General features: G+C 70.2%; 12 protein-coding genes. 5 read left to right on the forward strand and 7 right to left on the reverse strand.

Going from position 1 to position 14246, the window contains the following annotated elements; translation table 11 throughout:
* Positions 1 to 52 precede the first annotated feature (52 nt).
* The 3 genes from lspA to OG520_RS29825 are packed head-to-tail and all read left to right on the forward strand — an operon-like array spanning position 53 to position 2099.
* On the forward strand, positions 53 to 655 hold the full coding sequence (gene lspA, locus OG520_RS29815; protein WP_406015221.1) for a signal peptidase II: 603 nt from the start codon (positions 53 to 55) through the stop codon (positions 653 to 655).
* Positions 656 to 678: 23 nt separating this feature from the next.
* Positions 679 to 1620, forward strand: a complete 942-nt coding sequence (locus OG520_RS29820) for an RluA family pseudouridine synthase (protein WP_266420493.1) — start codon at positions 679 to 681, stop codon at positions 1618 to 1620.
* Positions 1617 to 2099 carry a GNAT family N-acetyltransferase gene (locus tag OG520_RS29825; RefSeq protein WP_399325874.1) on the forward strand — a complete coding sequence of 161 codons (483 nt, stop codon included), beginning with the start codon at positions 1617 to 1619 and terminating at the stop codon, positions 2097 to 2099. Before OG520_RS29820 ends, OG520_RS29825 begins: the two co-directional genes overlap by 4 nt.
* 18 nt (positions 2100 to 2117) lie before the next feature.
* Here OG520_RS29825 and OG520_RS29830 read toward each other — a convergent pair whose 3' ends face one another.
* Positions 2118 to 4433, reverse strand: coding sequence for a glycosyl hydrolase family 95 catalytic domain-containing protein (locus OG520_RS29830; protein WP_406015222.1), 2316 nt, complete (start codon positions 4431 to 4433; stop codon positions 2118 to 2120).
* 240 nt (positions 4434 to 4673) lie between these two features.
* Between OG520_RS29830 and OG520_RS29835 the strand changes: the two genes are divergently transcribed.
* Positions 4674 to 6260, forward strand: coding sequence for a Na+/H+ antiporter (locus OG520_RS29835; RefSeq protein ID WP_406015223.1), 1587 nt, complete (start codon positions 4674 to 4676; stop codon positions 6258 to 6260).
* A gap of 54 nt (positions 6261 to 6314) precedes the next feature.
* Here OG520_RS29835 and OG520_RS29840 read toward each other — a convergent pair whose 3' ends face one another.
* Positions 6315 to 7436: a mechanosensitive ion channel family protein gene (locus OG520_RS29840; protein ID WP_406016596.1), complete on the reverse strand. Its 1122-nt coding sequence runs from the start codon at positions 7434 to 7436 to the stop codon at positions 6315 to 6317.
* Positions 7437 to 7473: 37 nt separating this feature from the next.
* Between OG520_RS29840 and OG520_RS29845 the strand changes: the two genes are divergently transcribed.
* Positions 7474 to 8052, forward strand: coding sequence for a dienelactone hydrolase family protein (locus OG520_RS29845; RefSeq protein WP_399326781.1), 579 nt, complete (start codon positions 7474 to 7476; stop codon positions 8050 to 8052).
* A 42-nt stretch (positions 8053 to 8094) separates the two neighbouring features.
* Here OG520_RS29845 and OG520_RS29850 read toward each other — a convergent pair whose 3' ends face one another.
* The 5 genes from OG520_RS29850 to OG520_RS29870 all read right to left on the reverse strand — a co-directional run bounded on the left by OG520_RS29850 (position 8095) and on the right by OG520_RS29870 (position 14119).
* The gene (locus OG520_RS29850; protein ID WP_406015224.1) at positions 8095 to 9072 is read right to left on the reverse strand and encodes a zinc metalloprotease; all 978 of its coding nucleotides are present in this window, start codon (positions 9070 to 9072) and stop codon (positions 8095 to 8097) included.
* Between the two features lie 315 nt (positions 9073 to 9387).
* Complete coding sequence (locus OG520_RS29855; protein ID WP_406015225.1) at positions 9388 to 11049, reverse strand: alkaline phosphatase D family protein; 1662 nt, start codon at positions 11047 to 11049, stop codon at positions 9388 to 9390.
* Positions 11050 to 11146: 97 nt separating this feature from the next.
* Positions 11147 to 11962, reverse strand: a complete 816-nt coding sequence (locus tag OG520_RS29860) for a DsbA family protein (RefSeq protein WP_406015226.1) — start codon at positions 11960 to 11962, stop codon at positions 11147 to 11149.
* Between the two features lie 48 nt (positions 11963 to 12010).
* Positions 12011 to 12730 (reverse strand): hypothetical protein, encoded by a 720-nt coding sequence (locus OG520_RS29865; protein ID WP_406015227.1) that lies wholly within the window; start codon positions 12728 to 12730, stop codon positions 12011 to 12013.
* Positions 12731 to 12790: 60 nt separating this feature from the next.
* Positions 12791 to 14119 carry a DUF2252 domain-containing protein gene (locus OG520_RS29870; protein ID WP_389970231.1) on the reverse strand — a complete coding sequence of 443 codons (1329 nt, stop codon included), beginning with the start codon at positions 14117 to 14119 and terminating at the stop codon, positions 12791 to 12793.
* Positions 14120 to 14246: the final 127 nt, after the last annotated feature.

The following is a 14246-nucleotide window of genomic DNA, read 5'->3' on the forward strand; positions in this document are numbered from 1 at the left end:
GCGGTGTGTCGTACCCTCGTCCTCAGTCAGGAACCTAGGTTGAGGGATTCACGTGGCAGAGGCGGAGCGCATCATCGGTACGCCGGACATCCCCGATGCTGAGGGGGCCGAAGGGGGCGAGGCCGCGGACCGGGCCGACGACCGGGGCGGGGAGACCGCCCCGAGCAGGGGCAAGCGGAGGATCATGGTGCTCTTCGCCGTGGCCGTGTTCGCCTACCTCATCGACCTGATCAGCAAGATGCTCGTGGTCGCGAAGCTGGAGCACCATGAGCCGGTCGAGCTCATCGGCGACTGGCTGCAGCTCAGCGCGATCCGCAACGCCGGAGCCGCGTTCGGTATCGGTGAGGCGTACACCATCATCTTCACGTTCATCGCGGCGACCGTCATCGTCGTGATCGCCCGGCTCGCGCGCAAGCTCTACAGCCTGCCGTGGGCCATCGCGCTCGGCCTGCTGCTCGGCGGTGCGCTCGGCAATCTCACCGACCGCATCTTCCGTGCCCCGGGCACCTTCCAGGGCGCGGTGGTGGACTTCATCGCCCCGGCGCACTTCGCCGTCTTCAACCTCGCCGACTCCGCGATCGTCTGCGGCGGCATCCTGATCGTGATCCTTTCCTTCAAGGGCCTGGACCCCGACGGCACCGTGCACAAGGACTAGCAGCCGCAAGGCATACTCGACAGGTGAGTACGTATCCCGAGGTCCGCACCCTGCCCGTACCCGACGGTCTGGAGGGCGAGCGTGTCGACGCCGCCATTTCCCGGATGTTCGGTTTCTCCCGCACCAAGGCCGCCGAGCTGGCAGCCGCCGGGAAGGTGCAGGTGGACGGCTCGGTGGTCGGGAAGTCCGAGCGGGTCCGGGGCGGTGCCTGGCTGGAAGTGGAGATGCCGCAGGCGCCCGCTCCGGTGCAGATCGTCGCCGAGCCCGTCGAGGGCATGGAGATCGTGCACGACGACGACGACATCGTCGTGATCGTGAAGCCGGTCGGGGTCGCCGCCCACCCGAGCCCCGGCTGGACCGGCACGACCGTCATCGGGGGTCTCGCCGCCGCCGGGTACCGGATCTCGACGTCCGGTGCCGCCGAGCGCCAGGGCATCGTCCACCGTCTCGACGTCGGCACCTCCGGCCTGATGGTCGTCGCCAAGTCCGAGCGGGCCTACACCCTGCTGAAGGCGCAGTTCCGCGACCGGGTCGTCGAGAAGAAGTACCACGCGCTGGTGCAGGGCCACCCGGACCCGATGAGCGGCACCATCGACGCCCCCATCGGGCGCCACCCCAACCACGACTACAAGTGGGCCGTCACGGCCGAGGGCAAGCCCTCCGTGACGCATTACGACCTCATCGAGGCCTACCGCTCCGCCAGCCTCCTGGACATCAAGCTGGAGACGGGCCGTACGCACCAGATCCGGGTGCACATGTCCGCCCACCGCCACCCCTGCGTCGGTGACCTCACCTACGGCGCCGACCCGACGATGGCCAAGCGCCTCGGCCTGACCCGGCAGTGGCTGCACGCCGTCCGGCTCGGCTTCGAGCACCCGTCCGACGGCAGCTGGGTGGAGTTCACCAGCAGCTACCCGGACGATCTCCAGCAGGCCCTGGACAAGATCGCGGCGGAGAGCGAATGACCGGGACGCCCGCCCCGTACACCACGCGCACCGTCGTCGACGAGCAGGACCTCGCGGCCTGCTTCCTGGTCCGCAAGGACGTCTTCGTCGGCGAGCAGGACGTGCCCGAGGAGATCGAGTACGACGCCTACGACGCGGGCGCCCTGCATGTCGTCGCCGTCGCGGCGGACGGCTCGGCGCTGGGCACCGGGCGGCTGCTGCACGGCCCGGCCGCCGCCGCGAAGACGGGCGGCGACCCGGCCGTCGGTTCGCTCGGCAGGCTCGCGGTCACCAAGGAGGCACGCGGCCTCGGCGTCGGCGCGGCGCTGGTCCGGGCCATCGAGGACGCGGCCCGTGAGCTCGGTCTGGCCGCCGTCGACCTGCACGCCCAGACCCATGCGCTGGGCTTCTACGAGCGCCTCGGCTATGTGGCGTACGGCCCCGAGTTCCCGGACGCGGGCATCCCCCACCGGGCGATGCGCCGCACCCTGCGGGGCTGAGGGCCCCGGCCCGGCGGTTCAGCCGGGCAGGCCCCAGCGGGTCCACGTACCGTTCGACGGCACATCGCGCGGGGCCGTCCGCGGGCGGCGCGAACCCTGCGGGGTGACCACCGCCGTGGAGCCGCGCGGCAGGGCGACCGTGATCCGGCCCGGTGAGATCTCCCGCCAGTGCAGCGGGCGCCCGTGCGCGTCCCGTACCTCGATCCGGCCCCTGATCGAGTGGTCCAGGGTCAGCGGTGCGCCCGCCTCGCTGTGCACCCGTACCCAGCGCGTGGCACCGCCCGAGCGGTCGGCGTCCACCAGGAAGGCGCCCTGGGTGCGCAGCGACGCGATCGACGCGTCCGCCCAGCGGTCCGAGACGGACGGGAAGACCTTCACCACCCCCTCGTGGCTCTGCACCACCATGTCGAGCATCGACTGGGCGGCGGACAGCGGGCTCTCCAGGGCGAGGTTCTTGCCCTCCCGGTACATCGTGTTGACCGTCATCCGGCAGTCCGCGACCACGTTGAGGTCGGTGAAGAAGGTCAGGAAGTCGAGGGCCTTCTCCGGCTCGCCCGTCACCGCGTACATGGACGAGGCGGTGGCGTAGCTGTAGCCGTGCCACAGCTGCTGCATGGAGACCCAGTGGTCCATGGAGCGCCGCATCACCTCGCGGTCCCCGGGGCGGTCCCAGTTCCGTTCGCGCAGCGGGTACAGCCACAGCAGGTGCGAGTGGTGCCGGTGCGAGTCGGCGAGCGGGACGTCCTTGCCGATCATGACGCCGGCCGCCGGGTCCTCGGCGTACGGGGTGAGGCGCCGTTCGATGTCCTGCCAGCGCTTCAGCCGCGGATCGTCGTTCCGCAGCAGCTTCGCCGACGCGATCAGGGTGCGCACGCCCCAGCGGATCAGCGAGAGGTCGTAGGTGCAGTCCACGGCGTTGGCGTACTCGGGGGAGCGGGTCTCCGGCAGGTGCAGACGGCCGTCCGGGCCCTCGTGCAGGAAGTGCGCGTAGAAGTTGATGGCCTTCGCGAGGATCGGGTACACCACGTCGCGCAGGACCGACAGGTCCATCGAGTGCCGGTAGGACTGCCAGACGTTGTGCAGCGCCCAGGTGAGATTGCCGAAGTTGTCGGAGACATGGGCCGAGCCGGGGGCGCCGACGTCGTAGGTGTCGCCCGCGCGCAGCTGCCAGTCGGAGGGGTGGCCCAGCGCGTAGCTCTCGCCGTCGCGGTAGTCGGCCGGGACCGAGGCCGGGAGATTGTGCTCGAAGCGGCGGAAGGCGCCGGTCACCGAGTCGAGTTCGGGGTGGTTGGAGCCGTGGACGGGGGCCATGCCGATCTGGACGTTGAGGTTCCACCAGACCGCGGTCCAGTTGTTGCCGACCTCGGGGAACCACGGGCCCCATTCGGAGATCGTCGGGCCGTCGGCCCTGGTCGACGCGGCGAGCTTGTAGAGCTGGATGAGATAGAAGCTCTGCAGCCGCTTGTCCGGTACGGAGAGGAAGCTGCGCCGGTAGTACGCGTGCCACCAGCGGCGGTGCCGGTCCACCAGCCGGTCCGGGGCGGCCGCCAGGGTGCGGTCCACGGCCCGCAGCGCGTCGGCCGTCGCCCCGGACACCTGGCCGGGGAAGCGGTACACGAGGTGCGCGGCGAGCAGCCGGCCGGTGCCCTCGCGCCGCTCGCGCCAGGCGGTGGTCCAGCCGCCGCCCGCGAGCAGCGGCTGCTCGACGAAGCCGTCGCCGGTCCGGGGGTCCGGATTGGGTGTGTAGTCCTCGGGCCTGCCGCTGGTGCGGGTGGTGGCGGCCCGCAGCCACTGGAAGGACCAGGCCGCGGACTCCTCGCCGGGGCTGGGGCGGGTGGAGACCAGCAGGGCGCCGGTGTCGTTCTGGACGAGGGCGGAGAAGGCCAGGGAGCCACGGGTCGTGGTGATGGTGCCGCGCAGCTCGGCGTCGTACAGGTCCAGGGTCCAGTCGACGGCGGTGATCTCCCCGGCGAGGGTCAGGGTGAAGTACCCGATGGGGAGGCGGGAGAAGCCGATGCCGCCGCGCCACTGGCCGCGCTGGTCCTGCACCTGGCTGTGACTGATCATCAGCTTCAGCGTGTCGGCGGTCTCTCCGGCGTACAGCTGGGCGCCGAGACGGCCGTTGGCGAGGAACGGGGCCTGCTGCCAGTCGGCGGGGAGCGTGCGCCAGGTCATGGCGGCGTCGCGGACGGTCTTCTCATGGATGTCGATGTCCGGGTGCTCCGTCGGTACGGGGCCGACCGCCGCCCATGAGGTACGGGAGCCGGCCAGCCAGAGTGCGGATGTTCCGGCAGCGGCGGTGGAGACGAAATGCCTTCGGGAGAACGCGGTCACGTGGTCTCTCCTGCCAGTCATGTATGTGGTGACAGTTCCTGTCCTTGAATCACGCACGCCGCATACTGCCCGCCCCGGGGAAGCAGGGGAAGGGGGCCGACGGTATAGACATCGGAGGAATGCCGGTCGAGGAGGCGGGAATGAGGGGGTGTTGTCTGGATTGCGGGCCTTGCGTGGCAGGCTTTGACCCCAGATCCGCCGATCACGGAGATCGGCGTCCCGCGCTCCGGAAGGCACCCCGTGGACCAAATGGCACTGCTCCTCCTGCTGTTGCTCGGGGCTGTGGTCACGGTTCCGCTGGGAGAGCGTCTCGGGCTGCCCGCGCCGGTGCTGATGACGCTCGCCGGGGTCGGCATGGCGTTCCTCAGCTTCGTGCCGAATGTGGACATCCCGCCGGAGATCATCCTTCCGGCGCTGCTGCCACCGCTGCTCTACGCCTCCGTGCAGCGGACTTCCTGGCGGCAGTTCACCGCCAATAAACGACCGATCTTTCTACTGGCCGTGGCGCTGGTCTTCGTCACGACGGCCGCCGTCGCCGCGGTCGCCAATGCGATCGTCCCCGGGCTGCCCATCGCCGCGGCCGTGGCGCTCGGCGCGCTCGTCGCCCCGCCCGACCCGGTCGCGGCGACGGCCGTCGCCGGCTCGGTCGGGCTGCCGCGCAGGCTCGTCTCCATCCTGGAGGGCGAGGGGCTGTTCAACGATGTGACCGCGATCGTGCTGTACCACGTGGCGATCGCCGCCGCGGTGAGCGGGAGCTTCTCGCTGCCGGAGGCGTTCGGGCTGCTGATCCTCTCGGCGGTGGTGGCCGTGGTCGTGGGTCTGGTGCTGGGCTGGCTCACCATCAAGCTCATGGGTCTGCTCGGCGACGCCACGCTCCAGGTCGGCCTCACCCTGCTGGTGCCGTTCGTGAGTTATGTGCTCGCGGAGGAGCTGATGGGGTCGGGTGTTCTCGCCGTCCTCACCACCGCGCTCTTCCTCGCCGAGCACACCGCCGACGCCGACGACGTCCTCGGGCGGCTCACCGGCCGTACCTTCTGGGAGATCGTCGACACGCTCGTCACCGGGGTCGCCTTCGGGCTGATCGGCCTCGAACTGCACAACGTCTTCGGGACGGCGGACGGGCGCGCACTCCAGATGCTGGGCTGGGGACTCGCCGTGGTCGTGGTCGTCGTCGGCGTGCGGCTGCTCTATCTGCTGCCCGCCACCTGGCTCGCCAAGCGGCTGCACACCCGGCGCGACGTCAGCGAGGAGATCCCCACCAGCTGGCGGGAGACCGTCGTCATGTGGTGGGCGGGGATGCGCGGAGTGGCCTCGGTCGCGCTGGCGCTCGCGATCCCGCTGAAGACGGACGACGGGAAGCCGTTCCCGGGCCGCGACGAGATCGTCTTCATCGCCTTCGCCGTGATCATGGCCACGCTCGTCGTCCAGGGGCTCACCCTGCCGTGGCTGGTCCGCAAGCTCCGGGTCACGGCGGACACGGACGCCGAGGAGGCACTGGAGAAGGACCTCGCGATCCGCGCCGCGAAGGCCGCGAAGGAGCGTCTCAAGGAGATCCAGGAGGTCGAGGAGTTCCCGGACGAGGTCACCGAGCGGCTGCACCGGCTGGCGTACGACGTGGGGGCGCGGATCAGTCCCGACATGGTCGACGACGAGCGCCGCGAGGCGTACGCGAAGCGGGCCGAGCGCTTCAAGGCGGTCAGCCGCGTCCAGCGCGAGATGATGTCGGCCGCACGCCACGCGGTGCTGTCGGCCCGCAACGAGGCGGGGGCGGACCCGGAGATCGTCGACCGGGTGCTGCGCCAGCTGGACGTCCGCAGCCTGCGGTGAGGCGGGAGGGCCGAGCGGCCCGGGGCCTGGCCGGGCCGCCGCCCGCCGTCCCCGTCAGCCGCGTCCCGTGCGGGGGGACTTGACCCGGTCCGCGGGTTTCTCGTCCGTCGGGCGGGACGGATGCGGCCACTCGTCGGCTGCCGGGAGCGCCGCGGGCGCCGTCGCGATCCTCGGCAGCGCGTACGGATGGTGGTCGCGCAGCCAGCCGATGAGCTGCTCCCGTACGGCACAGCGCACCGTCCAGATGTCGCCCGGATCCTTCGCCGTGACCACCGCGCGGACCAGGATCGTCGACGGCGTGGTGTCGGTGACGGCGAGGGACCAGTCACGGCCGTCCCAGGCGGCGCACTCGCCCAGGACGTCCCGCAGCTGCTCGCGCATCGCGGCGACCGGGGCGGAGTGGTCGAGGAAGAAGACCGAGCCGGTCATCTGCGCGCTGCCGCGCGACCAGTTCTCGAACGGCTTGCCGGTGAAGTACGAGACGGGCATCGTGATCCGCCGCTCGTCCCAGGTCCGCACCGTGAGGAAGGTCAGCGTGATCTCCTCGATCGTGCCCCACTCGCCATCCACCACCACCGTGTCACCGATGCGCACCATGTCGCCGAACGCGATCTGCAGCCCCGCGAAGAGATTGCCGAGCGTCGACTGGGCGGCCACACCCGCGACGATGCCGAGCACACCGGCCGAGGCCAGCATCGAGGTGCCGAAGGTCCGCATCGTCGGGAAGGTCAGGAGCATCGCACCGACGGCGACCGTCGCCACGATCGCGGTGACCACCCGCTGGATCAGCGTCACCTGGGTACGGACCCGCCGCACCCGCGCCGGATCGGTGGTGTTCGCGGCGTACCTCGCGTAGAGGGAATCGACGACGGCCGTCGCGATGCGCACCACCAGCCAGGCCGAGGCCCCGATCAGCACCAGCGTCAGGACCTGGCCGATCCCCGTCCGGTGATCCTTGATCACTTCGAGCCGGGTGTGGGTGTACGAGCCGCGCAGCAGCGCCGCGCACAGCGTCAGCTGGAGCGGAATCCGGCAGCGGCGCAGCAGCCCCCACAGCGGGGTGTCGTGGTGCCGGCCGTCGGCCCGTCTGAGCAGCAGATCCACCAGCCCGCCGACCAGCAGCGTGATCACGGCCGAGCCGCCGACGACGATCAGCGGGCGCAGTATGTTCTCCATCCCGTCGTTCTCCATGCTCCTGACCGTAGCTGGCACCATGGGACTCATGAACATCATGCTTTTCCACTCGACGTACGGACTGCGCCCCGCGGTGCATGCGGCGGCCGACCGGCTCCGCGCCGCCGGGCACGAGGTACAGGTGCCCGATCTCTTTGAGGGGCACACGTTCGAAACCGTCGAGGAAGGCATGGCCTTCAAGGAAGAGGTGGGCAAGGACGAACTGCTCCGGCGGGCCGTGCTGGCCGCCGCCCCCTACTCGGACCGGGGCCTGGTGTACGCGGGTTTCTCGTTCGGCGCCGCCACCGCGCAGACCCTGGCGCTCGGCGACGAGAAGGCCCGCGGTCTGCTGCTGTTCCACGGCACCTCGGACATCGCCGAGAACGCGTCCGTGGACGAGCTGCCGGTACAGCTGCACGTCGCCGACCCGGACCCGTTCGAGACGCACGACTGGCTGAACTCCTGGTATCTGCAGATGCAGCGGACCGGCGCCGATGTCGAGGTCTACCGCTACCCGGGCGCGGGCCATCTCTTCACGGACGCCGAACTGCCCGACTTCGACCAGGCATCGGCCGAGCTGGCCTGGAAGGTCGCGCTCGGCTTCCTCGCCACGCTGTGACGGAGCGAGGGGCCCCGCATCGCGCGGGGCCCCTCGGACGGGTCAGCCCCGGTACGCGGTCCAGCTGTCGCTCATCCGCTGCACCTGGCCCGCGGTGAACTGGGTCATGCACGAGTCGTACGTGTAGTCCATGAAGTTGTGGATCGGGTCGACCCCGGTCTTGTTGGTGCAGGTGTCACGTCCGGTCGGGCACTCGTACGCGGCGCTCTTCTCGGCCGGGGTGTCGGCCACGTAGTCGCCGTTGCCGTTGCAGCCGCCCTGGAACGTGTGGTACAGCCCCATCCAGTGGCCGACCTCGTGGGTGGCGGTGTCGCCCTCGTTGTAGTTGGTGGCGGAGCCGCCGGGCAGCGAGGCGTCGAGGATGACGACGCCGTCGTCCGAGGGATTGGACTTGTACGAGCTGGGGAAGGTGGCCCAGCCCAGCAGGCCGCCGCCGAGGTTGGCGGTGTAGATGTTGAGGGCGTTCGCGCCGCCCTTGCGCAGCGAGGACTTCATGGCCTTCTCGGCGGCGGAGCCCGGGGAGACGCCGTCGTACCAGGAGCTGTTGTCCGTGTAGTCCGTGCCGGCCAGCGTGTACTGGAAGCCGGAGTTCGTGTTGCCCGAGCCCTGTCCGCTGTAGGCGGCGTTCAGGACGCTCATCTGGCTGCTGATCGCGGACGCGCTGAGCTTGCCGGTCGTCCCGGAGTGCACGACGTGGAAGTACACCGGGATCGTCGCGCCCGCGGTGAGCGAGGAGCCGCTGAGCCGGCGGTCCGCGAGTCTCTGCTTCAACTGCGCGTCCATGGCCTTGGCCTGGGGCGCGGTCAGCTCGTTGGGGTCGTCGGTGTGGGCGGCGCCCGAGGGGCGGGCCTCCCGCGCCGTGGCGCCGGCGCCGGATCCGTCCCCGCACTTCTGGGCGGACGACGCGGAGACCTTGGAGGCGGCGGAGGCGGCGGAGGCGGCGGAGCCGGAGGGGGCGGAGAGCGGTGCCAGGGCCAGAGTTCCGGCCAGAACTGCGGTGCCGATCGCACGGTTACGCATACGCGGCGATATACGGGCAAGAGTGCGCACGGGGACTCCTCGCGGATGTGTGGGAGAGGTTTTTCCTCACCCGCCGCCGGGAGATTACGTGCGCATGTCAGCTCCGGAGGAGGAATGATCAGGCCCAATCAGGCATGCGCCAAAGGGTGGAAACCGGAAGAAATCTTTCTTCGCGTTCCAGAGTTTGAGACGGCGACGTAACCGTGGGCGTTACCCCGGCGGGCGGTGTGTCCCCATTCGGGCCATGGGGCACACCACCCGCCGTAGCGATGCAATGCACCGTCAACATATGAGGGAGTGGCCGAAAATGAACCCTCAGCGCACCGGGCGGTCCACCCGCTCGACCTTCTGCGTCCCGCTGAGCGTCCGGTACGAACGCGTCCATGCGGAGGTGGCGTCCCGCTTCGTCCGGTCGGAGACCGCGTAGTAGTCCATCTGCGAGCGCTCGGCGGTCACATCGAGGACGCCGTAGCCGTGCGAGTCCATGTCCACCCACTTCACATGGCGGTTGGCGGCCTTGACCGCGGCGGCCGCGACCACCGAGACCGTCTGCGGCGCCACATGCAGGATGTCGTCGATGTTGTCCGAGGTCACCGATGTCACCACGAACTCGGTGGCGGCCGAGGCGGAGAGCGGATACGTCGCCGCCTTCACCGGTACGTCGTTGGCCCACGCCATGTGGATGTCGCCGGTCAGGAAGACCGTGTTGGTGATCGACCGGTCCCGCAGGTGCGAGATCAGCTCCTTGCGGTCGTCCGTGTAGCCGTCCCACTGGTCGACGTTGACGGCGAGGCCCTCCTTGGGCAGCCCCAGCAACTCGGCCAGCGGCTCCAGCAGATGGGCGGGCACGGAGCCGAACGCGACCGGCGAGATCATCACCGACGTGCCGACCAGCTTCCAGGTGGCGTCCGAGCCGGCCAGCCCCGACTTCAGCCAGTCCAGCTGCGCCCGGCCGGTGATGGTGCGCTCCGGGTCGTCGACCGCGCCGCTGCCGATGGAGGCCTGCCGGGAGCGGAAGGTGCGCAGGTCGAGAAGATGGAGATCGGCCAGGTTGCCGAAGCACAGCCGCCGGTAGACGGTGCCCTCGGTGGAGGCGCGGACCGGCATCCACTCGAAGTACGCCTGCTTGGCGCCCGCCGCCCGGTCCGCCCAGGAACCCTCCGTGTCCGGCGTGTGGTTCTCGGCCCCGCCCGACCAGGCGTCGTTGGCGAACTCGTGGTCGTCCCAGATCGCGATCACCGGGTGGGTGGCGTGCAGGGTCTGGAGGTCGGCGTCCGTCTTGTACGTGGCGTGCCGGGTGCGGTAGTCGGCGAGGGTGAGGATCTCGTGCTTCGGCTCGTGCGGCCGTACGACGTATTTCGCGTCCGGGTAACTGCCCGACGCGTACTCGTAGATGTAGTCGCCGAGATGAAGGACCGCGTCGAGATCGGCGCGGGCGGCGAGGTGGCGGTACGAGGAGAAGTACCCGGCCTCCCAGTTGGCGCACGACACCACCCCGAACCGCACGCCGGGTATGGCGGCCCCGGCCGCGGGAGCCGTCCGGGTGCGGCCGGCCGGTGAGACGGTCTCCGTACCGTCGCCCGCCGAGAAGCGGAACCAGTACGCGGTGGCGGGGGACAGGCCCCGCACATCGGCCTTGACGGTGTGGTCGGACGCGGCCTTCGCGACGGTCGTGCCCCGGGCGACGACCCGGGCGAAGTCCTTGTCCTCGGCGACCTCCCAGCGCACCGCCGTATCGGCGCCGCGGCCCGAACCGGGCACCGCGTCGGGGGTCGGGGTGACACGGGTCCAGAGCAGGATGCCGTCGGGGAGGGGGTCGCCCGAGGCGACGCCGTGCAGGAAGGCGGGCCCGTCCGCGGCGCGCGCGGTGGCGGCGGAGCCCAGCACGGGGGCCGCGACGGCGGTGGCGGCAGCGGCCTTGACGACCGTGCGGCGGCTGGGGGCGGAGAGCGGCGGGGAAAGGTGTCGACTGGTCACGGGGCAGAACCCTACTGACCGGTAAAGCGAACGGGCAGGCGAACGAAGGAAGTTCGCCTGCCCGCAGGGGAGCCGCTGCCGGGATGTCGCCGGCCGGTCAGCCCTTCAGCGCGGCCGTGATCGCGGTGTTGAAGGCATCCACCGTCATCGGAGCGTTCTTGCTCTGGCCGTCGGTGAGTGCCTTGCCGTCCATCTTCAGCGTCGGGGTGCCCTTCACGCCGCTGTCCTCGAACGCCGCCGACATCTTCATCGCCCAGTCGTCGAACGTGCCGTCCTTGACGTTCTTCTGGAAGGCGGCGTTGCCCTTCAGCGCGTCCACCGAGTCGGCGACCTTGATCAGGTAGGAGTCGTCCTTGAACTTGTCGTCGGTCTCCTCCGGGTGGTACTTCGCGGAGTAGAGCGCGGCCTTGTAGTCGAGGAAGGCCTCCGGGCTGACATCGAGCGCGGCACCGAGCGCGCTCAGCGCGTTCTTCGAGCCCTCGCCGCCGCTCATGTCGTCGATGAACGTGGCACCGATGTACTTGATCTTGTACTTTCCGGCGTCGACGTCCTTGTGCACCGTCTCGCCGACGGACTGCTCGAACGTTCCGCAGATCGGGCAGCGCGAGTCCTCGTACAGCTCCAGGGTCTTCTTGGCGCTCGACTTGCCGATGACGACGGTGGTGCCGTTGTCGCCCGAGGTGTTCTTGGGCGCGGTCACGTTCTTCGCGTCCTTGGCCGCCTCCCAGTGGGACGGCTTGTTCAGCTGCATGATGCCCCAGGTGCCGGCCCCCACGACGGCCAGGACACCAACGATCGAGACGCCGACGATGATCTGCCGGCGGGCCTTGTCCTTCTTGGCCTGGCGCTCGCGCTCGGCACGCAGCCGCTCGCGGGCCGCCGACTTGTTGGCCTGGCTGTTGCGATTGCTCATGTCTGTGTCTCCATGGTGTGAGGGGTACGTCGTCGGGGATGTGCGGGCTCAGGCGATGGCGCAGGCCGAGCGCGGCGGTCCCCTCCGTCCCACGGAGTGCACGAGCAGACGGGCGTGTACGAGCAGGTGCGGGCCGTGTCCGGCGGGCCGCACCCGGCGGCGTACCGGGCGGCGGGCCGCACCGACCACGGCGACCGCGACCAGCAGCGGCCTGAACGCCAGGACGGCGACCGCCTCCAGCAGACCGGCCAGCGCGGACTCGCCCCGCCGGAGCCAGGCCGCGGCGAGCAGGCCGACCGTCACATGGGCGGCGAGCAGCAGCCACGGCACCGCGGGGCCGGGCGAGGCCAGCAGCGCGGCCGTGGTGTGTCCGGCATCGGTCACCGAGGCGAGCGGGGTGACATCGGCACCGGCCCGTGCCGCACCGGCGCCGAACTGGCCGCCGCAGAGCACGTCGACGCCGACCGAACGCAGCGGCCCCGCGATCGGGCCGCCGGCCGCGCCGTAACAGACGTGCTGACCGGTGGTGAAGACGGTGTCGGCGGCCAGCTCCAGCGGGACCAGCAGCCCGGCGATCGCTCCGAAGCCGCGCTCCCGGCCGGCCAGCGCGTACGCCACGGCGAAGACCGCGCCGGCCAGCAGGGCGACGGCGGTCAGCGGCAGCGGGACCCTGGAGAGCAGCACGTGGGACGCAGCGGAGAGCGTCACGACGAGCGCCGTGAAAAGCGCCGCGCGAACGACTCTGAACTGCGTCCCGGATATGTCCATCGCCGAGGAGTGTCGCATGCGAACCTGTAAGTGACCCCTAAAGGGACGGGCCGCGGGGAATCACAGCCCCGGAATGCGGCCGTTGCGGAAGAGATCCACGAAGATCTGGTGGTCGGCGCGGGCGCGGGCGCCGTAGCTGTGGGCGAAGTCCACCAGCAGACCGGCGAAGCCCTCCTCGTCGGCCGCGATGGCCGCGTCGATCGCCCGCTCGGTGGAGAACGGCACCAGCGAGTGGCCGCTCTCGTCGTCCGCCGCGGAGTGCATGGTCGCCGTCGCCCGGCCCAGATCGGCGACGACCGCCGCGATCTCCTCCGGCTCGTCGATGTCGGACCAGTCCAGATCGACCGCGTACGGAGACACCTCGGCGACCAGCTGGCCCGCCCCGTCCAGCTCGGTCCAGCCGAGCCACGGGTCGGCGTGCGCCTGCAGGGCGCGCTGCGAGATCACGGTGCGGTGGCCCTCGTGCTGGAAGTACTCGCGCACGGCCGCGTCGGTGATGTGCCGGGAGACCGCGGGGGTCTGCGCCTGCTTGAGATAGATCACCACATCGTTCTCCAGGGCGTCGCTGTTGCCCTCCAGGAGGATGTTGTACGAGGGCAGCCCGGCCGAACCGATACCGATGCCGCGACGGCCGACGACATCCTTCACCCGGTAGGAGTCGGGGCGGGTCAGGCTCGACTCCGGCAGCGTCTCCAGATAGCCGTCGAAGGCGGCCAGCACCTTGTAGCGCGTCGCCGCGTCCAGATCGATCGAGCCGCCGCCCGGAGCGAACCGGCGCTCGAAGTCCCGGATCTCCGTCATCGAGTCCAGCAGCGAGAACCGGGTCAGCGACCGGGCGTCGCGCAGCGCGTCCAGCAGCGGGCCCTGTGCCGTGTCCAGCGTGAAGGGCGGTACCTCGTCGTTCTTCGCGCCCGTCGCCAGTGCGTGGATCCGCTCACGGTAGGCCGCCGCGTAGACCCGGACCAGCTCGGTGATCTGGTCGTCACCCAGCGCCTTCGCGTACCCGATCAGCGCAACGGAGGCGGCGAACCGCTTGAGGTCCCAGGTGAACGGGGCTACGAAGGCTTCATCGAAGTCGTTCACATTAAAGACAAGGCGGCCATTGGAATCCATGTACGTGCCGAAGTTCTCAGCGTGCAGATCGCCGTGCACCCACACCCTGCTGGTTCGCTCGTCCAGATAGGGGTCCGCGTTCCTCGTCGAGCTGAGATCGGCGTAATACAGGCAGGCCGTGCCCCGGTAGAACGCGAACGGTGATGCGGCCATCTTGCGGAACTTGACCCGGAAGGCTGTCGGGTCTGCGGCCAGGAGCTCTCCGAAGGCTGTCTCGAAGACCGCAAGGATCTGCTCCTCGCGCTCAGTGTCCGAGACTTCGAAAGTGCTGCGCATTGCTGGCCTGCTTCCTTCGTTGACGACAGGGCCTTCCTGTCTGTCCTCCTGCTGAGAACGCCGGACGCGCCGCATCAGTGCCCGGACCCGGAAAGTGCAGCCACAGTCACTGATGCGGGTGACGTGG

The sequence above is a fragment of the Streptomyces sp. NBC_00984 genome (assembly GCF_045162475.1).
Taxonomy (GTDB): Bacteria; Actinomycetota; Actinomycetes; order Streptomycetales; family Streptomycetaceae; genus Streptomyces.

What these genes read in the sequence shown, in the direction of transcription:
- OG520_RS29825 (WP_399325874.1), top strand. Translation starts at nt 1,617, where the DNA reads ATGACCGGGACGCCCGCCCCGTACACCACGCGCACCGTCGTCGACGAG.
- OG520_RS29840 (WP_406016596.1), bottom strand. Translation starts at nt 7,436, where the DNA reads ATGGAGAACATACTGCGCCCGCTGATCGTCGTCGGCGGCTCGGCCGTG.
- OG520_RS29845 (WP_399326781.1), top strand. Translation starts at nt 7,474, where the DNA reads ATGGGACTCATGAACATCATGCTTTTCCACTCGACGTACGGACTGCGC.
- OG520_RS29850 (WP_406015224.1), bottom strand. Translation starts at nt 9,072, where the DNA reads ATGCGTAACCGTGCGATCGGCACCGCAGTTCTGGCCGGAACTCTGGCC.
- OG520_RS29860 (WP_406015226.1), bottom strand. Translation starts at nt 11,962, where the DNA reads ATGAGCAATCGCAACAGCCAGGCCAACAAGTCGGCGGCCCGCGAGCGG.
- OG520_RS29865 (WP_406015227.1), bottom strand. Translation starts at nt 12,730, where the DNA reads ATGGACATATCCGGGACGCAGTTCAGAGTCGTTCGCGCGGCGCTTTTC.
- OG520_RS29870 (WP_389970231.1), bottom strand. Translation starts at nt 14,119, where the DNA reads ATGCGCAGCACTTTCGAAGTCTCGGACACTGAGCGCGAGGAGCAGATC.